Source organism: Paenibacillus sp. FSL K6-1230 (assembly GCF_038002385.1).
Lineage (GTDB): Bacteria > Bacillota > Bacilli > Paenibacillales > Paenibacillaceae > Paenibacillus > Paenibacillus massiliensis.
In genome coordinates, this window is sequence record NZ_JBBOCK010000001.1 from 5979859 (window position 1) to 6002184 (window position 22326).

Sequence of the window (22326 nt, forward strand, 5' to 3'; positions counted from 1 at the left end):
GTTGCTATTTTATAAAAGTTACTTTTTTAAGTATACAACTATGTTACTGCTTAGTATTGTGCAATCGTAATCGCTGTATCATTATCGAGCAGAGCCAGATTATTCACAATGATCTCTTCTCCATCTGTCAAGCCACTTGTAATGAGGGTCTGTGAGCCGGACTGTGAGCCGACGGATACTTCCTTGCGTACAGCATGACCTTGTTCAGCTACATATACATAAGACTTGTCATTTTCCTGCTGCACGGCTTTGGTAGGCACGATAACACCTTCCTGAGCATCTGTGCCGATAAAGCTTACATCTGCCAGCATACCTGATTTGAGCTTGCCATCGGGATTAGACACGGTGATCTGGACGGGAAAACCATTCCCATTCGCATCATCCGAGCCGATGCTCTTGACTTTACCTGTAGTCATTACCTTGGAGGAAGGTACCCGAACCTGCAACAAATCGTCCATCTGGATCGTGTTCACTTGATCTGCCGGTACATAGATCAAGAGGTTCACGGAATCAAGATTATGGATGACGAGCAGCGGTGAAGATGGGGAAGCCATCTCACCCACCTCGATGTTACGTCGCTGAATGACACCGCTGATCGGAGAAGCAATGGCTGCATTGTCGAGATTATTGCGAGCAATCTCCAGATTCACCTTTGCCAATTCCAGTCTCTGCTGACTTGTTTCAATGCCAGCAGTGCTCTGGGCTACCTTCAGCTGGCTTGCTGCATTACTATACCCGCTATTTGCATTTTGATAGCTGTTCTTGGCATTCTGGTAGGCCACCTTTGCCGTCGCCAATGATTTTTGTGCGGTAGCAAGCTGCGTTTCAGCATTGGATCGGGTATTCAGAGCATTGTCATAGGTCGCCTGAGCACTCGTAAGCGCAGCATGAGCTTCCTCCAGCTGAACCTGCGTGGCTGATGAGCTAGCCACCAGTGTTTCCGTACGACTCAGATTTTTCTTAGCCTTGTCGAGCTGCTCCTTGGACTGCTTCACCGTATTATTGGCTGTAGCAATGGCTGTGCGAGCCTGATTCACGGCTGCTTCTGCCGAGTTGATTCCCGATTCTGCCTGCGCAATGGCGTTCTGGGAGGAGATTACCCCGCCTTTGGCACTCACTACACCGGAGTTCGCCGACACCATACCCGATTCGCGGGAATCTCTGGCAGACATAATCGCAGTCTCGGCTGCAGAGACATTGGCTTCTTCAATTTTGAGCTTGTTACGAAGATCCTCGTCCTCCAGCTTGACCAGTACCTGTCCCTTCTTCACCACAGTTCCCACATCTACCGAGATGGAGGATACCTTCCCAGATATTTTGGGTGTAATATTTACAGCTTCGGCAGGAGTAATCTTACCTGTATAGATTTCTCCGCTGCCCAGCATGCCTGTCTGAGCCTGATTCACCTTCACGGTCACATTCAATTCTTGACTTGCTTCACTTCCTGTCGAGCAGCCAGACAAGATCATCGTACCCGTCAAAAGCACGGCTGCGGTCGTTCTCCATTTGTTCATTTGTACAGCCCTTCCCCTCTCCGAATCAATTACTTATATATACTTCAACTATTCAATGCCTGCGTCTCCACTGCTGCCCGCTTGGATGATTTCCGTCGTTCTATGAACAATAGAATCAGCGGAATCGAACAAAACAAAGGAATGGAGGATAGTAAAAATGTATCTGCAATGCCTCGGGAATACGCATCCAGCGAAATTAATCCTGATACCGTAGATGTCCATGAGCTACCCAAGGTGGACTGCAGAACCTGAACAGATTCCACAGGTATCGACTCTGCAATATGCTGCGTGTGCAGCGCTGTACGACTCTGCATCAGGAAGGTCAGGATGGCAATAGCCATCGAGCCCGCAATGGTCCGAATGAGATTGGATGCAGCAGATGCATTCCCCACCTTATCACTCGATACGGCGTTCATACCGATGGTCGACAGCGGCATGAGGCACAGGCCGATCCCAATCCCACGTAATACGGTCACGACCTCGAACCAGGTATGTGAGGTCTGCGGTGTCAATGAGACCAGATGATAGGTCATCACACTTGTTAGTGTCAGACCGAATAGACCAATGGGAACGATACCGACCTTATCCAGCAGCTTACCGGCAATCGGCATGACCATGGCCATCGCCACAGCTTGCGGCAGAAGAATCATCCCTGTCTCAATCGGAGATACGGACTGAATATTTTGCAAGAATAGTGGTGCCAGAAATGTACCCCCATACATGCCCATCATGACAAAGCTGGACGTAATGACGCTGATGGTAAACCTATAATTTTTGAATAAGGACACATCAATTACAGCATTCTCCTTGCCGCTCTCGACGACAATCAGGAATATCAATGACCAGATGGAAATGAAGAACAATCCGACAATCTTGAAGGATGTCCAACCGTCGGATGACGCACTGGAAAGGGCATATAGCAGGGTTCCCGCACAGGTAGCTGCCAGAACAAAGCCTACGATATCGAATTTGATCGGCTTCCCTTTGGGCGGTTCCTTAATGAGCAACCACACGAGCAGAATGGCGAGTAGCCCGAATGGAACACAAGCGATGAAGAGAAACCTCCAGCTGAACCACTCGATCAGATAGCCACTCAGTGTCGGACCGATGGCTGGTGCCGCCATGGAAGAGATGCCCCAGATTCCGATGGCTAACCCCACCTGCTCACGCGGGATAATTTTATACACAACTGTCATACTGAGCGGAATAATAACTCCACCGCCAAGCCCTGCAAGAATACGTGCAAATATCAAGGACAGATCATTCCAGGCAAATATGCACATTGCAGTCCCCAGGGTAAAGACGGACAAGGCTCCGATTAAAAATTTCTTATATCCTACACGCTGCTCCATAAAGCCCGTAATCGGTACGATAATCCCGGAAGCCAGCGTATAGCCCGTCACAACCCACTGTATTCGAGCCGTAGTAGACCCTAAATCTGTAGTCAGTTGGGGGATCGCCACATTAATCAGACTGTTGTTCAGCACTGCCACAAAAGCCCCTACAACAATGGCGACAAAAGCCAGCCAGCGTTCCTTGGGAGAGTCATTGGGAGGAGAAACGGCTACTGTATCACTGGACACTATGACCTTCCCTCCTTATGGCGTATGAATCTTGACTTCTACGTTCGTTCCCGGGATCAAACTCAAGCCCTCCGGTACATTCAATGCAATCTCTACAGGAATGCGCTGTGTAACTTTATTGAAATTGCCACTGGTGTTCACAGACGGAATCACCGAGAATACCGAGTTCGACGCCTGCCCTACTCTTCTGACCTTCCCTTGAATCACTTGGCTCCCCGCGGCATCCAGCGTGACATCCACAAGTGCGCCTGGCTTGATCCGGCTAATCTCGGTCTCTTCGATGTTCGTCGCGACATACAGATTGTTCATATTTACCATGATCGCCACTGCGGAGCTTGGTGAGGCAATCTCCTTTTCCCTGGCAAAAATCTTGATTACTGTCCCATCAATAGGAGCACGCAGTACAGATTTACTAATCGAGCTAGGGTCAAGACCTGCCGTATCCTGTACAGCAATCATCTCATTTTGCTTCAGCACATCGCCTTCCTCGACCTGAATCTCATTGATTTTGGCCGTCATTTGCGGCATAACCTTGTACTGCTCCGCAGCAATCCGGGCATCATCACTTGTCACATAGTGGGTACCTTGATACCAATAATAGAATCCCAAGGCACCGCCGCTCAGTATAACCAGCACTATAAGCACGATATAAAGTTGCTTTTTACTCACTACATCCACCTCTACAGCCTGTATTTTTCTAAAAACCAATTCCTCAGCCTCCAATGCCGGACCCTACGCTCTTGTCTTAAGCTGATCCGGGCTGTCGACCACTTAGGCACATTTCTGGTACCTTTCTCGTGTCTTTCTTGTACCTTCCTCCCTGGCTCTCCCTTCGCATAAATGTTCTACATAGATGTGGCACCTTCGAGCTTTAAGCATCCAGCATGCAGAAAAAAACCTCTTTGGCTAAGAGGATGGCGAACCAGAAGTAAAGACCCGTTCTGTATAGATTACTCTGTACAGAGTAATTTGATAATGATTGTAGCTAACTCCTGAATTGTTGTCAATATGTTTGATTGTTCATGTCATGCTCATTTGAACGCTATTATCTTCAAAAAAAACCTTCAAGCCATGCCAGTTGCGAATTCGCACGGGCACAGCCTGAAGGCTTATCTGGTCCATAATGTCGATCTTGGCACTATCAAGACGCTACGGAGCGCTAGGGTTCTATGAATTTATGGATCTGTACTTTTGTGACTCTGTAGCTCTATGGTTCTATGATCTGTGGTTCTATGACTTATGGAGCTGCAGCTTGGATACCTTATGAATTCTTCAAGATGTTCAGGAGCTTCGTGAATGAATCCAATTCAAGCTTTTTCCGATTCCATACATGATCCACTATGAAGCGGGCGTACTGCCCCTTTTCCGTCTGAATGGCCTCATGCACTCTTTTGGAGTAGTTCACCGATTTATCATCGTATTGCTCGATGTCCTTCTCTAACTCAGTAATGATCTCCTGAATAAAAAAGATGAGCCGCTGGATATCGACCAACTCAATGAATAGCATAGGAGCAAAGAGAGATTCAATAGACTTGGGATTCTTGAAGGCAGCATATATCCCTTCCTTGAGTGCCTCCTGCCCCGCCTCTGTAATGCGATAAGTCGTCTTCTCAGGACGATTCTCCGATTGAACCGTCTCTGATTTGCGAATATAGTCCTTCTTCAGCAAGGCCTCAAAATTATAATACAGATTACCATCCGTGATATTCATTTTATTGTCGGTGGCTTCCATGATTTTCTTCTTAATCTCATACGGATGCAGCTCTCTATAATACAAGGACCCGAGAATATAGATTCGTAGCGACAATCTTGAACTCCCCCTCTACTTACAGGCTACAAAACTGAATTTCACATGCTATGCTTGCACAGCATATTTCGAATTATGTTCCCCACGGAAATATCCTAATTATTATAAACACATTCCCTGATGATTGCTATTCTATACTACCAAAAAGCAAACAACGCGTACCAGAAGCCTGGCACGCGTTGAGATTTCATACAATACGTATGAAAGAATATTGTTAAAAAGATTAGTAGGCCAATGCGAACAGACCTTTGATATGGGACAGGTAGCGAATGTTGCTGCCTTCCTTCATCAAAGTTGCTACAGCGCCTTTCAATTGGGTCTGGTTCGCGCCTACGGAACCGATCGCATCTGTTCTGCCCAAGCTTCCCAGTGTACCAGAGAATACTGGAGTGAAGCGCTCCATGGTATGACCATTGAAGTATGCGAACAGGTTGTAGCCGATCGTCTCACCCATTTGCCATGCCAGCTGTGCTGTCGGCGGATAAGGACGCTGTCCTTCGCCTGGGAATACTACAGCACTGTCACCAGCTACGAATACATCCTCATGGGAAGTGGATTGCAGTGCACCTGTAACCGTTGCGCGTCCACGATCTACTTCGATGCCAGAAGCGCCTACAAGCACGTTGCCTTGTACCCCACCAGTCCAGATGAGCGTATTCGTCTCAATGGAGCGGCCGTCCTTCAGCAGAACTTCTTTCTCTTTCATCTCCGTGATCGGCACGCCAGTCACGAATTGAACACCACGTTTCTCAAGGCTGGTAACCGCACGGTCGATCAGCTCTGGAGCGAAGCCTGCCAGAATGGAAGGACCTGCTTCCACACAGTACAGGCTGATATCTTCATAGTTGATACCTTTTGCACGGCATACTTCTGGCAGCTTGTCAGCGAATTCTCCAATCAGCTCGATGCCTGTCAGACCGCCGCCACCAACAACAATCGTAGCGTCTGCTTTGTTGCCAGATTGCTTGTAAGCATCCAGACGAGCTTCCACATGCGCACGAATCTTGTTCGCTTCATCTACGGATTTCAGTGTCAGGCTGTATTGCTCCAGCCCCGGAATTCCGAAGTATGCAGTTTGGCTGCCCAGTGCGATAACCAGCGCATCATAGCTCAGGGTCGCGCCGCTAGCCAAGGTCACCTTCTTGCTCTCTGTGCTGATCTCGCTCACGGTATCAATCTTCAGATTGATATCCTTGTTGCGGAACAGCTTCTCCAAAGGAAGTGCAACAGCCTTCTCGTGAATTGTACCTGCTGCCAGACGGTGCAGCTCTGTAATAATCTGATGAGTGGCATAGCGGTTAACTACAGTAATTGTAGCCTCGCTGGAGCTCATATGCTGACGAGCTGACAGTGCAGCCAGCACGCCGCCGTAGCCGCCACCAAGAATCAAAATTTGCTTCGACATTTCCATCCTCCGTTCGTTCTTACCTTCTAGATTGTATTACTTACTCTCACGTTGGCGTTCGTTCAGGATTTCCAGGAAAGCCTGGCTGAAGCGAAGCGTCTTTTGTACATTAGGGTCCTTCAACATTTTGAGCAATGCAAACAATCCCACGGAACCCGATTCTGTCTGCACACGATCACCAGCTTCAATAGCAGCAGATGCAAGGCCTTTGGCCGATTCTGTTACTGGCTTCACAAACTCTCCCATGGAGCTTTTCATATCACCGATAAATACCGGGTCTGTCGCCAAGCTTCTCGCTACATCGTACGCATTGGTCATCACTGTAACCATCTCAGTTAATTTCGGCAGATTTTCTACCAGGACTGTCAACGACTGTTGAACCTCTGGCTTCATCAGCTGATCCAGCACATCGCGAGTCTCTTGTGTAGCCTCTTGAGTAACTGCCACCTCTTGTTGATTTTCTGACATGACGCGAACGTCCTCCTTTACTCTGGGATAGAAGTCCATTCCTCTCCTGTAACCTGCCACGCAGTACACTGGCTGCATAATCCCGAAGATTGATATAAATACACGGTCACACGAAAAAGCCACCCTGAGGACGCAACTAGGCGTCACCGGGTTCTCCAGCAGCCCGATGCATCGGCAAATAACGGTCTCCGGTGTTCATACTGCTTCCATGCCATCGTGAATCTGATCCAGAATCAAAACAGGCCGAAACGGAACTCTATACCCCTATATTACACCTTTCACAAGCCTAACGTCGAAACAATTTTAATATTTTCAGAAAAAACTATAAAAAACTTCACGTCAAACTCCAGAAAGGCCTTGGAAATACAGCAATATCAAGGAGATCTAACGGCATTCCTGTGTCGGGAAAATTGTGTCTGTCACAAAATCTAAACATATTTTTCTGCATAAATCTCTATGAATTTTCAGGAAACTGAAGGCAAGCGGCCGTACGGAGGGTAATAAACCTTGGGTAATACAATTGAGAAATAGATTGTGGGGCAACTTAAATCAGTAAGTAAATCAAATCAGCAATCTAACCGTGTATTCGGAAATGGAGGAATGAACCGTGGCAAAAACATTCGCAGATATGGTACGAGAGGCTGAGGCTCATGTCAAAGGGGTAAGCTCCGAGGAAGCCAAGAAGATGATAGAATCCGATCCTAACACGTTCATCATCGACGTACAGGATTCAGTAGATGCCGGGGCATGCGGGCTCATCCGCAGCAGTGAAAATATTTCGCTGGGCATGCTGCCGATTCGTGCAGATCTGGAGGTGCCGCAGCAATTGCGCGACGAACGTCTGTCCGACCGGAGCCGCCCGATCTTAACGACCTGCGGAGCAGGAGGTCAAGCAGCCATCGGTGCCTATATTCTTCAACAGATGGGCTTCGAGAACGTTGCCTATATTCAAGGCGGCACGACAGCATGGAAAGAATCCGGCTTTGAAGTAGAGCTCTATTCGGACATGCAGCAGTAAGAATTATAGCAGTACAGTAGTACAGCAATATAGCAGCACAGCCATAAGCAGTACGCCAGCAAGCTCTACCACGTGCCCCTATTTTCTACACAGTATTTAAGAGCATGCATTCAAGCTTCCCCTGCACCAGAACGCGTCGGCTTACCGCTGATGCTCTGGTGCTATTGGCGTGCTATGCGCGAGGTGTAGTGTGACCACGCCCACGACGTCCTGCTGCCACGTCAGCCCGCCCCTACTGCGTTGCATGGTGTGCCATGACCTATCTATTGCTTATCTATTCATCTGACAATGACGCCTCCCGGGATTCGATGAACTCGTCGACGTCGCGGGCCGCCTTGGATTGGTTGCACTCATTACAGGCACATACACAATTCACGGGTGTCGTATGTCCTCCGCGCGCCCGGGGCAATAGATGATCGAGTGTATCCCCGTATTGGCCACAATAATAGCAGGTATAGTTGTCACGCTTCATGATCATATTCCTGAATTCCTTGTTGCTGTACAATCGGCGAATCGTGGTACGGTTCACGATGACAGCCATATGCTCTCTAACCAGCGTATGGGCCAGCTCCATCTCAATCTCTTGCTGCCATCTTCTCCCCTTATCCGTCTTCCCTCTCATGCGCACAAGTCCATTCCCATTCGCTCGCAGCCGTGATGTATCTCGTGGATCAAGCTCTCGCTTGCCGGAGATGGACAGAGGGATATGTCCCGGATCTTCATGCGCAAAGCGGGGAATCGCTGGCTTGCGCCGCTGCTGCGAACGAGGCCTGCCTGCTATAGCTGGCTTCTTCATAACCGCGGCTAACTGTACGTTCTCTACCGCAGCCGTTGCAGCCGATGGTCCATGCTTCATGCTGCTGGTAGCAGACGAGTTCTGTGCGGGTGGGCTATGACGACACTCGCGGCATAGGCCGCGGCGAGAGTTGGGACTGGACCTGCGGCCTGTCCTGCGCCGGAAGTCTGTCAGAGGCCTGCTGATCTGGCAGCCAGGACACTGCTTGTGGGCATGCTGTTGTTGTGAGTCCATCCTATTCAGAACCGGGATTGCCCGTTCTTGTTCACCTCCGTAGGGGGAATACTATATTGAAATGCATTTTTAACTCATTTTTAACTCATTTCCAACTCATTTGGAACGAATAATTTATCGAAAAAGGAACGCTTGATTCATCAAAATTAGAGCGTATGATCATCGCGCCCGTTCATCCCGTCTTGAAATCTTCACAAGAAACGATTACAGGGGAGTATATGCTTGTTGTAGATGGTTATTATTGTATCACAGAGGAACCCTGAACCCGCTATCCCTCTTTACAGGCGAAGCATTCACTGTGTGCCATGCATATCCTGATTCAAATCGAAAGACCACGCCTTCGATACCTTGACTTTAACCGCTTATTTCGATTGGTGTACAATACAAGCATGGACAAGACAGTTAGGTCTCACACTTGCTTCGCGCTTCTTTACGCTTTTGCCCAGGTTTAGACAGGCTAGGATCGTGGGTAATTGGATATATGCAAAGGGGGACTCCTGATGATGAAGAGAAATCATACGATGATGCAATTTTTCGAATGGCATGTAGAAGCTGACGGCAACCATTGGAAGAGACTCATTGAGCGGGCTCCTGAGCTGAAGTCAAAAGGCATTGATGCCCTCTGGATTCCACCCGTGACGAAGGGCCAATCCCCCGACGATACCGGCTATGGTGTCTACGATCTATATGATCTGGGAGAGTTCAATCAGAAAGGCGCTGTGCGCACCAAGTACGGTACCAAGGGAGAGCTGCTGGAGGCCGTGGCTGCCTGCGTACAGCACGGACTGGCCGTATACGTCGATCTCGTCATGAATCATAAAGCGGGAGCCGATGAGACGGAGGTCTTCAAGGTCGTCGAGGTCAATCCGGAGAATCGAAACGAGGTCATCTCGAAGCCCTTCGACATTGAAGGCTGGACCAAGTTCAACTTTCCTGGCCGCGGCAATCAATATTCCAGCTTCAAGTGGAATTTCGAGCACTTTAACGGAACAGATTATGATGCGAGCAAGGATCGTACGGGGATATTTCGTATTCTCGGAAAGAACAAGCAGTGGAATGAGAATGTAGACAGCGAGTTCGGCAACTACGATTATCTGATGTTCGCCAACATTGACTATAACAATCCAGACGTCCGGGAAGAGATGATCGGGTGGGGAAAATGGCTCGTGGATACGCTGCAATGCAACGGATTTCGACTCGACGCCATCAAGCACATTAACCATGAATTCGTTCATGAATTCGCCACCGAGATGATCCGCAAACGTGGTCAGGACTTCTACATGGTGGGCGAGTTTTGGAAGCCTGATCTCAAGGCATGCCAGGAATTCCTTGATACGATTGATTATAAAATCGACCTGTTCGACGTATCCCTGCACTATAATCTGCACAATGCCTCGCTCGCAGGTAGCTCCTATGACCTGTCTACTATTTTTAAGAATACACTGGTCAACACGCATCCCCTTAATGCTGTTACGTTCGTGGATAATCATGATTCGCAGCCATTGGAGGCTCTTGAATCCTGGGTAGAGGATTGGTTCAAACAGATCGCGTATGCCCTGATTCTACTGCGCCGGGATGGCTATCCTTGCGTGTTTTACGGCGACTACTACGGTATACAAGGCGACCATCCTGTTGCAGGCAAGCAAGCGGAGATTGATCCGCTGCTTTACGCACGAATGAATAGGGCCTACGGAGAGCAGATAGATTATTTCGACCATCCCAATACGATCGGTTGGGTCCGGCAAGGCACCCCCGAGATTGAGAAATCAGGCTGTGCTGTCGTGATCTCCAACAAAGGAAACAGTGAGAAGCGAATGTGCGTAGGACCCGCCCATGCCGGAAAGGAATGGGTTGATCTGACCGGTAACCGCGAGGACCATATTGTCATCGATAAGGAAGGATGGGCTTCTTTTCCTGTCAATGCAGGCAGCGTATCGGTATGGGCAGCACGCTGAGGCAACCTGCCGCTGGCTGTTATAGGATACACGTAGACTGCGTAGATGGCTGATCTGAAGCATGCCTTCTACTTACACTATATCCGTCATGCATCCTGCACCCATAACCAAACAGAGTGCTGCTATGATTCCACGGAATTACAGCAGTACTCTGTTGCATCTTACTTCTTCTTATCAATCTTTTTTTACACTATAGATAGAGGGATAGCAAATGCTTACTCAGGGCTGGAAGCTGTTCACAATGACCTTATATGTCTCCAGAGCCAGCTGGCGGGAAAGTTTGAGGTCGACGATCGCATCTGGCCGAGGGAGATGTATTTGCTTATCGTTCTCCTCCCCTAGTGCTGGAAGCCAGCGCCTTATATAACTGCCCTCCGGGTCAAATGTGGCTGATTGGGTCACGGGATTGTTCACACGGAAATAAGGAGCCGCGTTGACACCCAGGGATGCGCAGAACAGCCAATTGCCCCGATTTTGGGTATTGTCATAATCCAGCAGCTTCCGCCGAAAATAGCGCTCTCCCAGATAGAAGGGACATTGCAGATTCTTGACCAGAAACGTTGCACAGAGAATTCGAATCCGGTTAGGCATACGTCCCGTCGTATTCAGCTCCGTCATTCCCGCATCAATAATCGGAATCCCTGTCTCGGCACGGCACCAGCGTTCGAAATATTCATCATGCAGTGCAGACAGATCATACCGGTCCTCGTACTGGAAGTAGTTCTCCTCATAAATGGCTCGATATAGATAGAAATCCCGAAATGCCAGCTGTCGTACCCATCCGTCATGTCCTGACAGGGGGCGGGCTGTGTGGTATAGCTTGCGGATCGACACAGCACCTACAGCCATATGAGGACTTAGCTGGCTAGTGTTATCCTCTCCAAATTCATCACGACGCTCATCATATCCTGTAAGCCGATCTTCAATGAATTCCTGCAGCAGATGAGCATATCCCTCTGCCTCCGCTACCTGAAGTAGCTCCTCCGGGCAATCAAATGAGTCTGGCCAAGGCATATGCCCCTCCAGAGAGAACATTCGGAGATCACGAAGATGGGTCTGTCCGGGCGCCGTTGCATGCTCCTCCAAATATTCGAGCCATCTGCGGTGAAAGGCTGCAAATACCTTGTAGTACCCCGGCTTGTTGACGTAACGCACAAACTCCTCTACATCGATCATCATATGATCCGTCAAGGCTGTGAAGCTTACACTATGTGCTGCTGATAGCTGCTGCAGCTCACGATCTCTTTTGCGGGCATAGGGTGTGAAATCCCGATGAAGCACTACCTCGCTGACCGGATAGTGTGACAACGCATACTCCACAACCTTGGACGGCTCACCGTACAGCACATGCAGCGGAGCTCCTGCCTCCCTGTACTGTGCACGCAGACGAGCGACATGCCGCAGGAAATTCTTTCCGCTATGCTCACGCTCTCTCCCATTGCGCAGCAGAAACGGGTCCAGGATGAGCAGGTGCATGCTCTCCTCTCCCTGCTGATGCAGATACTCAAAAGCCATCATATCCTCCACTCGTAAATCTTTACGGTGAATAAATAATTTCAACCTCTTGTCCTCCTCACAGCTCTTCTACACTCTATCCTATACCCAATCGGGAGCTGGGTTGAAAAGATTTGTTCCAATTCATCGCCATGCTTTATAGTTCCGCATAGATGAGTGTACGGACCCTCGCAAGTACTCTGGTTCAGCTCGTAAAATGGCGGCCTGCCATAGCAACTGCCCGTCTCATCTCCTCAAGAGGCTCCTCCACCATGGGGCCATGCCCTGTACACAAAAGAGTGGGTGAATAGGCGAGCAGCTTATCTGCACTGCGCCAAGCCTCAGCCTTGCTCCAGGTAGCCAGCGCAGGGAAGGGGAAGGTCGGTACCAGCTTTCCAGACACAGTAGTCCCTCCTCTCGTGCAGAACGCATCTCCCACCATCAGTGCCCTTGTACGAATATCGAGAAATGCCATCGAGCCCGGGGTGTGTCCCGGGACATTGATTGCCTCCAACGAACCAATCCGATCCCCCTCTGATAGCAGCACGTCAGCCTGAGTCTTTAACTTCTTTGGTACCCCGCCTTTGATAGGAGTATCGTGCTCACCAGGAAGCAATGAAGTATCCCCCTTCAGCAGACGCGCATCCCGACTGGAAATATACACCTCAAGCTGGGGGTTCCTTTCCTTCAAGGCATCCAGTGCTCCGACATGATCATCATGAGCATGGGTAAGTACAATGCGCCGAATCGGCTTTTCGAGCTGCGCGGCAGCACGTAAGATGGCCGGCGCCGTTCCGGGTAGAGCGGCATCAATCAAGGTGAAACCATCTTCCTCATCCACTAGATAACAGTTCACGGGGAAGATGACGGGCATGAACGTGATTTGGTGCAGACGATCCTTGGTAATTACTCGCATAAGCAGGCTCTCTCCTTTGTTGTAAGCTAAACCCACAGTTATGTTTCGTCGAGATATCAGAAACTTTAACTAATCTAATTAGTTTTAAAATTATAATAGTTAGTTTATTATGTTCCCACATGAAACGCAATGCTTTTACAGAAAAAAAGCCGCTCCGTTGTCATCACTTGACAGCAAAGCGGCAGGAATAGCGCACAATATGAAGCTCATATCAGCTCTAGGTAGACAATTTGTGCAATGCGTGGCGGGCGATGACCACCTTAGCATATCGACGAAGGTGCCAGCGCGGGTGTGGGGCAAGGGCACATCATTACACCTGATTAGGACAAATTAATTAGACCCACAAGCTTCGAAAGTCATCCTAATGCTAATCCTCATAGCCCTCGGCAGCGAATGAACGGCTTCCCAGACCTGCAATGAAGATACCCAAAATAACCTCTAGACTTTCATCCGTGCTAACGGCCATGCGGAATCCACGGCTACGTTCCAGAGAGGCAAATCCATGAAGAATGCTGCGCAGACCTCGTGTTGCATGAATGGTCTCCAGTTCAGACATGCCGAAGCCATTTTTCATGACCCTCATGATCAGCCCTCCTACCCTAGTGTTAAGCTGCTGGACCTCCTCGTCCGGCTGTAGGGATGAATAAACCATTGCTTCATAGAGCCCAGGCCTCTGACGGGCGAAGTCCACATAAGCTTGACCCATCGCCCGAATCGCCTGCTCCCCAGCTCTGCCTACGGCAGCATCCATCAGAGCCGCTTCCAGCTCCTGGGTGCTCTTCATCACCATGAGCTTGTGCAGTCCTTTCAGCCCATCCACATGATTGTACAAGGAAGGAGGCCGGATCTGGAGGCGCTGAGCCAGCGTGGCAAGTGTGACGGCATGAATTCCCTGCTCATTGGCCATCTCCTCGGTGGCCTGTAATATCTCGTCTAAGGTCAGTCCGCGTCTTGGTGACATGTTGAATTCAATCCCTCGCTAGTATCACGAAATGGTCAGTTCCCACTCGGATCATTAATTTAATGGTTCATTACCATACTAACTAACCTTATTAGTTAATTCAAACTTTATATTAGTAGGAGCCTGTCCATATACTAAAGGTTTTTTCCAGTGAATAACCTATAATAATCTCCTTACTGGATTCACACACACTCACACAATTAGATACTAAAATTGGTAATATTTTGTTCGCTGCGCTATAATCATCTGTGCATATTCTGGTAAAGTCGGAAGGAAATGAGGTGTGTTCAATAGGAGGATGACTAGCAAGATATGATTTCTATCCAGATTTCTATCCAGAATCATATAAAAGAAAGGAAATGTGATCATGGTTGTCTGGTTAATTATTGCTTGCGAGATTTTATTTTGGGTATTTGTAGTCGCTGGCCTGGTTGCCCGATATATCTTTCGGCAAAAGCGACTAGGCGCTCTGTTGCTGCTCGTCACACCGCTGATTGATCTCATCCTGCTCGTCGCTATCTTTGTCAATTTGCGCAATGGTGGAGAGATCACACTCGCCAGTGCTCTTGCTGCTTGTTACATTGGGATTACGGTCGCCTTTGGTCATCGGCTCATTCACTGGGCGGATACCCGCTTCTCCTATTGGTTCGCTGGTGGACCCAAGCCAGCCCCTAAGTATGGGAAAGAGCATGCCAGAGAAGAGCGGAAAAGCTGGTACTTACACTTGCTGGGGTACCTGATCGGTAACGGTATTATGCTGATTATGATTACGTATGTTGGCGACCCTTCGCAAACAACCTCCTTAAATGAAGTGATGTCCATCTGGAGTACGGTGCTTGTAATCGACTTCTTCATTTGCTTTAGCTACACTTGGTTCCCAAGGAAAAGCAAAGGATAGTTCTGTAATCCTTCCGTAGCCGACCTTATAATCTACTCTTCCATACCATAAAATGATATTCCGTTACAGATGCTACTAGCTGCCAACATAGACGCTTTCTCCCTTTCATATGGGATAGAAGCGTCTTTTTACATATAAACCCATGTAAACAAAGTATATATATGTATTTTTTACACAATCAGTACAAAAAAATGTAAGATCCTAGTATACATTTTGTATAATGATATGGTATTATCTAGAACGAAAATACATAAATATTCCTTTTTATTCTATTATTATTTATTTTATTTCAATTTATTACATAATAACCAAAACATAAATATTCTCGCCAAAGTATTGGAAAGGATGATACTTCTGACTAATCATTTGTTGGATGGAAAAAATGTGCTGGTTATGGGCGTAGCCAATAACCGGAGCATTGCCTGGGGAACCGCGCAGTCCCTCTCCTCTGCTGGAGCCAGGCTTATTTTCACGTATGAGAACGAACGGGTAGAGGAACGAGTAAGCAAGCTCGCAGAGACATTACCGGGTTCTTTGCTGTTCCCATGCAATGTGGCTGAAGATACCGAGATTGATCGCTTGCAGCTCTTTCTAAGAGAGCATGTCGGGGTCCTCCATGGTTACTTTCACAGCATCGCTTACGCCCAAAGTGAAGATATGGAAGGGACGTTTGTCGAGACCTCTCGCGAGGGATTCCGCATCGCACAGGACATTAGCGCATACTCACTAGCCGCTGTAACCCAACGAATCCTCCCGTTAATGAGCGAGGGAGGAAGTATTGTGACCATGACTTACATTGGAGCCGAGCGTGCGATTCAAAATTACAACGTCATGGGCGTGGCGAAGGCATCCTTGGAGGCCAGTGTTCGTTATCTGGCACATGATTTAGGGCAGCACGGCATCAGGGTTAACGCAATCTCTGCAGGCCCAATCCGGACATTAGCTGCTTATGGCATTAAGGATTTTCAGACCGCACTCAAAAAGATCGAGGACATTGCCCCGCTACGCAAGACGGTAGACACCTCGGAAGTGGGAGACACTGCTCTATTTTTACTATCCCAGCTGGCAAGAGGGATCACTGGGGAAGTGATTCATGTAGATGCAGGATACCATATCACGGGAATGTAAGGAGTGAACAGCATGCCTGTAACTCAAATGCATGGCCAGATCATCACCTCTCAGAAGTTGATAGACCAGGCAGAGTTTCAGAGGGATGTCTTGGGCTTCTCGCACTTGATGCATATCAACGGTATTCATGAAGAGAGTCGTGTGATTCTCAAGGCAGAAAATTCATACTGGTTCATAGTATCTCTATTCTCTCTCTGTCAGCTCGCTGCCTCGATTACTGTCGTTGATGAGCAGATCCAGACAGATGAATTAGAGAACATTTATCACGAGGTCGAAGCCTGTTGTATCGTAACGGACCATGAGCTGGCACTCCCACAGGCCAACACGTTATTGTTCAGCACCCTGCAGGAGGAATTGGAATTATACCAATACCTATACGCTAAGGATCGATCGTTCCTTATTAATCTCGACTCATGGATGCACAAAAATGATGCACTGATTCTTTATTCTTCTGGCACGACTGGAAAACCGAAAGGGATTGTCAAGTCAGGCCGTTCATTCATCGACAATATCAAGCTATCCGTCCAAGCTATGGCTTACAAGTCTGAAGATTGTCTCCTCCCTGTTGTACCCTACTCGCACTTTTATGGAATCTCGCTTATTTTTTCCTGGTGGTTCACCCAATGCTCTATTCTCATTTGCAAGCCTAAAAATCTATGGAGCGTCATCACCTGGCTAGACCAGGACAAGGCCACCGTCATAGATGCCAATCCATCTGCCTATTATATGATTCTACGGATGCTAGAAAGAAAGCCCGAGCTTCTCGAACGATTGAAGCAATCACCTGTTCGCATGTGGTGCGTCGGTGGATCTCCTCTTACGAATGACTTGGAGGAGAGCTTCATGGACATTGTCGGACAACCACTGCTTAATGGTTATGGTCTTTCAGAGCTGGGGAACGTTTCTATGGGAACGCTCGCTAGCCCTATGGGCTGCGGTCGCCTTCTTCCCGGAGTCGAAGCGAGAATTGAAACCCGAAATTCAGTAGATGAGCTGGAACAGGGGATTGGAGAAATATGGATTCGTACACCTGGGTGTATGGAAGGCTACTTGCACCAACCAGATTTGACACAGGAGGTGTTGCAGGACGGATGGTTCAAGACAGGGGACCTCGGCTTTCTGAAGGAAGAAATGCTATATGTCATTGGACGCGCAGGTAAGTCTGTCACCCGTATGGGTTACACCTTCTCGCCTGTCTATATCGAGAATCAGATCAGCCGCTTGGGCTATCGCTCTTGCGTCATTGCCCTGGATGATGAGAGGAAGGGCGCCTCACTAATCGTCTTTGTCGAGAGAAATGACGGACAAGAGCATTCTTCTCTCCGAAAAGATATCAACCGCTTGCTTCCCACCTATATGTATCCTGACACCTTACTTGTCGTTGATTCATTCCCTTTGAATCGAAATGGCAAGGTAGACCGACTGGAATTGGAACGTCTGGCGTATCAAAGAACCATTCATGATGTAGGGTAAATGCACAATAAGAGAGGATGAGGCAAATGAATATGAACCTGTTGTCGCAAGAAAACGTTGTATTCGCGCAAAGGTGTGAAGCCATTCGCAGATGCCTGGACTACTTAACGACCAACCGTGATGAAGTGATGAGTATTCTCCTTAATATCTCATCATGCCGGGCAGCGAATGCCGAGATAGACTCCACCATTACGACGCTGCAGGGGGCCCTCGGGGAAGTTGAGGCCTACCGACCTGGCTGGCAGCAATCCATGGCTGTGTTCATGCCGTCTAACGTAATTTTGTATTCCTATGCTCTGTACCTGCTAATCCCCTCTTTATATGTAGAAAAGATTGAATTCCGGGCTTCCTCACATGTCGTCGAATTCGTCGCTCTACTGCATGAGAAGCTCAGTGCCGTTCATCAATTGCCCGTTGAGAACATGAAGGTCAGTCAGAAAAAATTCCTGGAGCAATCCGTTCATCCTGCTGACATCGTCGTGTTCACTGGAAGCTACACGAATGCGGAGCAGATCAAGAAACAAATCAGGAAAGAACAGCTCTACATATTCTTCGGACAGGGTATCAATCCGTTCATTATTGGTCCAGACGCAGATATCCCACTTGCGGTTAATGACGTGATTCGCATGAGGCTGTTCAACTCAGGACAGGATTGCCTAGGTCCAGATATTATCCTGGTGCACGAGAATATCAGCAACACCTTCCGAGACCAACTCACTCAAGCCATACAAGGGCTATCCTTCGGTGCGAATGACGATCCCGAAGCCAACTACTGCCCAATCTATTATAAGGACACCTTAATCACCGTATCGGAATATTTGAACAATAACGACAAGTACATTGCTTATGGAGGAGGCATTGATTTCCGGACAAAGAAAATGGAACCGACTATTTTATACAGCTCCTTGGATGAAGAACTTGAGATTATGGAGTACTTCTCTCCGATCTTCAACGTGGTCAGCTATCAGGATGATGAGCAGCTACTCAAGCGCATTCGTTCGAGCTACTTTAGTGAACGGGCCATGGGCTGCAGTCTTTATGGCTCCCTTCATTTGGCTGACGTCCTGCGAAGAAAGCATACCTTGACCATCAATCAGACGCTGGAGGATGTCGAGCAAGGAAACAAGGCCTTCGGGGGCTATGGAACCATGTCCAACTATATTTATTACAACATGCAGCTGATCTCAAAGCCGATCCTGATCTCCGAAGTAGTTGCTGAGTTTCTCACCGAAAAGAGGGCAGAAGTATGACACAGACCATGCACGCATGGGAGACGGTTATTCAATATATCGAGTCCATTGGTACAGACCATATTTTTGGGCTTCCGAGTGACGATCTGAAGGTACTCACCGCACTGCAGAACTCGTCCGTACGCTTCATTATGGGCAGGGATCAAAGAAACTGCATGTTCATGGCTTCTGGTTATGCGCTCGCCTCGAATCGCCTGGGGGTGTGCATCGTTGGCAAAGGTCCTGCATTAACCAATACCTTAACAGGCTTGCTTGAAGCACAGCATTCAGGGGTGCCCCTGCTGTTAATTGCTCTTGGTACCAGCAGTGAAAAACTGGGTACCAAAGCCTTTCAGGAAGCCGATCAGCTAACGCTGGTGAAGCCTCTAGTCAAATGGGCATATCGAATCGAGCATTCGAGCCGATTGGTATGGGCGCTGGAGAGGGCCGCATTCCTTGCCATGAATGGCAGCAGGGGGCCTGTCTATCTGGAGCTGCCAGAGCAGATTGCCGAAGAGACCGTGACGGTTCAGCATCCTTTTCAGCAGCTGGTGAGATTGAACTGCGCACCGTCAACCCACGAACTAGAGATGGCAGCTGAGGTGCTCCGTGAAGCCCGCAAGCCTATTATCGTGGTTGGCGGAGGAATGAAGTCTGGAATTAAAGGAGTCATTGAGCCATTGGCAGCGCGATTAGGTGCTGCTATATTTGCCACGGCCTCTGGCAGAACGGCTATTAACGAGAGCCATCCTTTGTTTTGTGGTATCGCAGGTCTCTACACAGATCCCAGCATAAGAACAATCTGGGAGGAAGCAGATACCGTACTGACGCTGGGTAGCCGTTTGGAGGAGACGGCCACCTTCGAGTGGGACACCCTTCTTGAGCACACGCCCTTGATTCAGGTGAATGTCAGTATCGAGGATTTCTCACACCAGTATCGGGGAATGAAGCTGCTTGGAGACGGTGACGCAGCTGTGCAAGCATGGTTATCCCTGCTTGCACAGCAGGCTGACTCCAGCTGGCTTGAACTCATTTCCCACTGTAAGCGCGAAGCCTTCCGCAATCGGGAGGCCTGTCTGCACGAGATTAAGGGCTTCCCATCAGTTCATGTATCGGAAGTACTTGATACACTTCAGTCTCAATTAACGGAGCCATGCATTTTAGTACAAGAGAATGGACTACAGGACATGTGGTCATATTTTTATCCCTTCTATCAGTTTGAGGACAATAGTCTATCAATCGTCCCTAGCGATCAGACCAGCCTTGGCTTCGGAGCCGCTGCTGCCGTCGGGGCAAGTCTTGCAGATCACCGCCCTGTCGTAGCGCTTGTAGGAGATGGTGCATTCAATTTGTTCCAGTCAGACCTGATTACAGCTATCCAGCACCACATTCCGCTCATCTATATCGTGATGAATAACGGCGGCTACGGATGGCTGCAATATCAACTCAATCAATACAACTTCGAGGGGCGCCCATTTCAGTTCGTGACAGATGCCCCACTTGAGCATATGAATTGGAGCCATCATGACTTCATCGAGATGATCAACATTCAAGAGAAGTCCGAGCTGGAATCCCAACTCACCTTGGCACTTACGAGATACCGAATGAACAAATTGGTGATTGTCATGGTCAAGGTTGCACTTGAGGATGTGCATCAGAAGATTCGTAACATATACGGCGACTTTCCTGTATTTGATAATCAGATCATGTAGTTCCAGTATGACAAAAGGTGGGGTTTCGTTGAAGAGAAGAGTAGTAATTACAGGCCAAGGTGTAATAACTCCGGTTGGACTTAATGTTAACGATTTTTGGACCTCTCTGATTGAAGGACACAGCGGCATTGCCCCTATCTCGGGATTCGACACCACCGATATGCCCACCAAGATTGGTGCACAGGTTAAGGATTTCGATCCATTGCAATATATGAGTAAAAAGGACGCCAGTAAATGGGCGCAGTTCACGCAGTTTGCCGTGGCTGCAACCAAGCAGGCCATGGAGCAGTCCGGCCTTGTAGTAAATGATAGCAACGCACACCGAATCGGGGTTGTGGTCGGTTCAGGAGCTGGTGGACTCGATGTTGTCGAAGAGAACTTCAAGCGGCTGAATCAGCAGGGTCCGAAACGTGTCAGCCCTTACTATGTCTCGTCGATGATGATTAATTCTGCACCCGGAGAGATTGCGATTGCGACAGGAGCCAAAGGCCCCTCCTTCGCAGTGGTCACAGCCTGCGCCACAGGCAGCAACGCCATAGGCGAGGCGATGCGCACCATTCAATATGGCACGTCAGATGTGATGATTGCAGGCGGCTCGGAGGCGAACTTCAGCACATTGGATCTAGCTTCATTCGCTAATATCCATGCCCTCTCCAGACGAAACGATGCACCACAGCAAGCCAGTCGTCCTTTTGACCGTAACCGGGACGGCTTTGTCATTGGTGGAGGAGCTGGCATCGTAGTACTTGAGGAGCTTCAGCATGCGCTCGACAGGGGTGCTACCATATTGGCTGAGCTGGTTGGCTATGGCTGTACCACCGATGCTTTTCACATTACAGCCCCTGACCCGAGCGGCTCCGGACCGGCCGAAGCTATCCGTAATGCATTAAGGGATGGAGGCCTGGACACGACCGACATTCAATACATTAATGCCCATGGTACCAGTACACCCTTCAATGACCAGATGGAGATTAATGCGATCAAGACCGTATTTGGTCCACACGCCCCCTCCCTGGCGATCAGTTCCATCAAATCTGTGACAGGACACTTAATGGGTGGAGCAGGTGCCGTCGAGCTCGTAGCCACTGTGCAAAGCATGATTCATAACAAAGTGCCTCCGACCCTGAACTGTCACGACCCTGAAGATCCCGAATTGAACTTTGTACCACACGTGTATCAGGAGCGCGAGGTGCTGGGAGCGATAAGCAACTCCTTCGGGTTCGGTGGTCATAACGTATGTCTGGCTGTGCGTAAATGGCAGGGGGAATAGTCTATGAGCCCGGATAACGTACGCATACTTGATGTGCTACCACACCGTTACCCTTTTATCATGCTGGATCACGTTACAGGCTATGAGCTATCGAAATGGGCTCGTGGCTATAAGAATGTCACCTGGAACGACTGGTTCGTCACGGAAACGAATCCTTACATGCCCCATACCATGGTCATTGAAGCTCTGGCACAGCTCGGGGCTTTTGCCTCTCTGGATGAGACGGGAATATCCCTGTTGACCTCATTGAACCAAGTAGAGATGCATGAGAAGGCTGTGCCTGGAGACCGACTGGATCTTTATTTTGAAGTAACGAAGCGAAAAAGAGGATTTTTGGTAGGCAAAGGCCTGGCTACGGTAGGAGATCGTATTATTGTCAAAGCTGAAGAAATCGTGTCATACACGCCAAAAGCAGACTGAAGGCAACCTCCATTCATAACACATACCTGCATGACGATGATGGCA

The 22326-nt window shown here is 48.7% G+C and carries 19 protein-coding genes; 9 read left to right on the top strand and 10 right to left on the bottom strand.

Features of this window, described 5'->3' with window-relative positions:
* Positions 1–50: 50 nt before the first annotated feature.
* From MKX74_RS26550 to MKX74_RS26575, 6 genes are all read right to left on the bottom strand, one after another.
* Positions 51–1514 carry an efflux RND transporter periplasmic adaptor subunit gene (locus tag MKX74_RS26550; RefSeq protein ID WP_341180314.1) on the bottom strand — a complete coding sequence of 488 codons (1464 nt, stop codon included), beginning with the start codon at positions 1512–1514 and terminating at the stop codon, positions 51–53.
* 44 nt (positions 1515–1558) lie between these two features.
* Complete coding sequence (locus MKX74_RS26555) at positions 1559–3097, bottom strand: DHA2 family efflux MFS transporter permease subunit (RefSeq protein ID WP_028589910.1); 1539 nt, start codon at positions 3095–3097, stop codon at positions 1559–1561.
* A 15-nt stretch (positions 3098–3112) separates the two neighbouring features.
* Positions 3113–3766, bottom strand: coding sequence for an HlyD family secretion protein (locus tag MKX74_RS26560; protein WP_341180668.1), 654 nt, complete (start codon positions 3764–3766; stop codon positions 3113–3115).
* A 592-nt stretch (positions 3767–4358) separates the two neighbouring features.
* Positions 4359–4904 (bottom strand): PadR family transcriptional regulator, encoded by a 546-nt coding sequence (locus MKX74_RS26565; protein ID WP_341180315.1) that lies wholly within the window; start codon positions 4902–4904, stop codon positions 4359–4361.
* 223 nt (positions 4905–5127) lie between these two features.
* Entirely contained in the window at positions 5128–6309 is a 1182-nt protein-coding gene (locus tag MKX74_RS26570) for an NAD(P)/FAD-dependent oxidoreductase (RefSeq protein WP_018883919.1), read from the bottom strand.
* Positions 6310–6345: 36 nt separating this feature from the next.
* Entirely contained in the window at positions 6346–6777 is a 432-nt protein-coding gene (locus MKX74_RS26575) for a DUF1641 domain-containing protein (protein WP_018883918.1), read from the bottom strand.
* A gap of 607 nt (positions 6778–7384) precedes the next feature.
* Between MKX74_RS26575 and MKX74_RS26580 the strand changes: the two genes are divergently transcribed.
* On the top strand, positions 7385–7795 hold the full coding sequence (locus MKX74_RS26580; RefSeq protein WP_018883917.1) for a rhodanese-like domain-containing protein: 411 nt from the start codon (positions 7385–7387) through the stop codon (positions 7793–7795).
* A 274-nt stretch (positions 7796–8069) separates the two neighbouring features.
* On the opposite strand, the gene MKX74_RS26585 is transcribed toward MKX74_RS26580, so the two are convergent.
* Positions 8070–8825: an HNH endonuclease gene (locus MKX74_RS26585; protein WP_341180316.1), complete on the bottom strand. Its 756-nt coding sequence runs from the start codon at positions 8823–8825 to the stop codon at positions 8070–8072.
* Positions 8826–9328: 503 nt separating this feature from the next.
* Between MKX74_RS26585 and MKX74_RS26590 the strand changes: the two genes are divergently transcribed.
* Positions 9329–10780 (top strand): alpha-amylase, encoded by a 1452-nt coding sequence (locus MKX74_RS26590; protein WP_341180669.1) that lies wholly within the window; start codon positions 9329–9331, stop codon positions 10778–10780.
* A gap of 219 nt (positions 10781–10999) precedes the next feature.
* Here MKX74_RS26590 and MKX74_RS26595 read toward each other — a convergent pair whose 3' ends face one another.
* From MKX74_RS26595 to MKX74_RS26605, 3 genes are all read right to left on the bottom strand, one after another.
* On the bottom strand, positions 11000–12340 hold the full coding sequence (locus tag MKX74_RS26595) for a cryptochrome/photolyase family protein (protein WP_341180317.1): 1341 nt from the start codon (positions 12338–12340) through the stop codon (positions 11000–11002).
* Positions 12341–12479: 139 nt separating this feature from the next.
* Complete coding sequence (locus MKX74_RS26600) at positions 12480–13190, bottom strand: MBL fold metallo-hydrolase (RefSeq protein WP_341180318.1); 711 nt, start codon at positions 13188–13190, stop codon at positions 12480–12482.
* 367 nt (positions 13191–13557) lie between these two features.
* On the bottom strand, positions 13558–14151 hold the full coding sequence (locus MKX74_RS26605; protein ID WP_341180319.1) for a TetR/AcrR family transcriptional regulator: 594 nt from the start codon (positions 14149–14151) through the stop codon (positions 13558–13560).
* A gap of 367 nt (positions 14152–14518) precedes the next feature.
* On the opposite strand from MKX74_RS26605, the gene MKX74_RS26610 reads away from it, so the two are divergent.
* The 7 genes from MKX74_RS26610 (at position 14519) to MKX74_RS26640 (ending at position 22281) form a co-directional block, all read left to right on the top strand.
* Positions 14519–15049 carry a hypothetical protein gene (locus MKX74_RS26610; protein WP_341180320.1) on the top strand — a complete coding sequence of 177 codons (531 nt, stop codon included), beginning with the start codon at positions 14519–14521 and terminating at the stop codon, positions 15047–15049.
* Between the two features lie 345 nt (positions 15050–15394).
* Positions 15395–16177 carry an enoyl-ACP reductase FabI gene (gene fabI / locus MKX74_RS26615; protein ID WP_036632359.1) on the top strand — a complete coding sequence of 261 codons (783 nt, stop codon included), beginning with the start codon at positions 15395–15397 and terminating at the stop codon, positions 16175–16177.
* A 12-nt stretch (positions 16178–16189) separates the two neighbouring features.
* Positions 16190–17650, top strand: a complete 1461-nt coding sequence (locus tag MKX74_RS26620) for a class I adenylate-forming enzyme family protein (protein ID WP_341180321.1) — start codon at positions 16190–16192, stop codon at positions 17648–17650.
* 26 nt (positions 17651–17676) lie between these two features.
* Positions 17677–18900: an aldehyde dehydrogenase family protein gene (locus tag MKX74_RS26625; protein ID WP_341180322.1), complete on the top strand. Its 1224-nt coding sequence runs from the start codon at positions 17677–17679 to the stop codon at positions 18898–18900.
* A complete protein-coding gene (locus MKX74_RS26630; RefSeq protein WP_341180323.1) occupies positions 18897–20591 on the top strand; it encodes a thiamine pyrophosphate-binding protein in 1695 nt (564 codons plus the stop codon). Before MKX74_RS26625 ends, MKX74_RS26630 begins: the two co-directional genes overlap by 4 nt.
* A 7-nt stretch (positions 20592–20598) precedes the next feature.
* The gene (fabF, locus tag MKX74_RS26635) at positions 20599–21861 is read left to right on the top strand and encodes a beta-ketoacyl-ACP synthase II (RefSeq protein ID WP_341180324.1); all 1263 of its coding nucleotides are present in this window, start codon (positions 20599–20601) and stop codon (positions 21859–21861) included.
* Positions 21862–21864: 3 nt separating this feature from the next.
* Positions 21865–22281, top strand: coding sequence for a 3-hydroxyacyl-ACP dehydratase FabZ family protein (locus MKX74_RS26640; protein WP_018883905.1), 417 nt, complete (start codon positions 21865–21867; stop codon positions 22279–22281).
* Positions 22282–22326: the final 45 nt, after the last annotated feature.

Excerpts from the sequence above, each read along its gene's own strand:
- MKX74_RS26550 (WP_341180314.1), bottom strand. The coding sequence starts at position 1,514 with ATGAACAAATGGAGAACGACCGCAGCCGTGCTTTTGACGGGTACGATG.
- MKX74_RS26570 (WP_018883919.1), bottom strand. The coding sequence starts at position 6,309 with ATGTCGAAGCAAATTTTGATTCTTGGTGGCGGCTACGGCGGCGTGCTG.
- MKX74_RS26575 (WP_018883918.1), bottom strand. The coding sequence starts at position 6,777 with ATGTCAGAAAATCAACAAGAGGTGGCAGTTACTCAAGAGGCTACACAA.
- MKX74_RS26585 (WP_341180316.1), bottom strand. The coding sequence starts at position 8,825 with ATGGACTCACAACAACAGCATGCCCACAAGCAGTGTCCTGGCTGCCAG.
- MKX74_RS26590 (WP_341180669.1), top strand. The coding sequence starts at position 9,329 with ATGAAGAGAAATCATACGATGATGCAATTTTTCGAATGGCATGTAGAA.
- MKX74_RS26600 (WP_341180318.1), bottom strand. The coding sequence starts at position 13,190 with ATGCGAGTAATTACCAAGGATCGTCTGCACCAAATCACGTTCATGCCC.
- MKX74_RS26605 (WP_341180319.1), bottom strand. The coding sequence starts at position 14,151 with ATGTCACCAAGACGCGGACTGACCTTAGACGAGATATTACAGGCCACC.
- MKX74_RS26610 (WP_341180320.1), top strand. The coding sequence starts at position 14,519 with ATGGTTGTCTGGTTAATTATTGCTTGCGAGATTTTATTTTGGGTATTT.
- fabI (WP_036632359.1), top strand. The coding sequence starts at position 15,395 with ATGATACTTCTGACTAATCATTTGTTGGATGGAAAAAATGTGCTGGTT.
- MKX74_RS26620 (WP_341180321.1), top strand. The coding sequence starts at position 16,190 with ATGCCTGTAACTCAAATGCATGGCCAGATCATCACCTCTCAGAAGTTG.
- MKX74_RS26625 (WP_341180322.1), top strand. The coding sequence starts at position 17,677 with ATGAATATGAACCTGTTGTCGCAAGAAAACGTTGTATTCGCGCAAAGG.
- MKX74_RS26630 (WP_341180323.1), top strand. The coding sequence starts at position 18,897 with ATGACACAGACCATGCACGCATGGGAGACGGTTATTCAATATATCGAG.
- fabF (WP_341180324.1), top strand. The coding sequence starts at position 20,599 with ATGACAAAAGGTGGGGTTTCGTTGAAGAGAAGAGTAGTAATTACAGGC.
- MKX74_RS26640 (WP_018883905.1), top strand. The coding sequence starts at position 21,865 with ATGAGCCCGGATAACGTACGCATACTTGATGTGCTACCACACCGTTAC.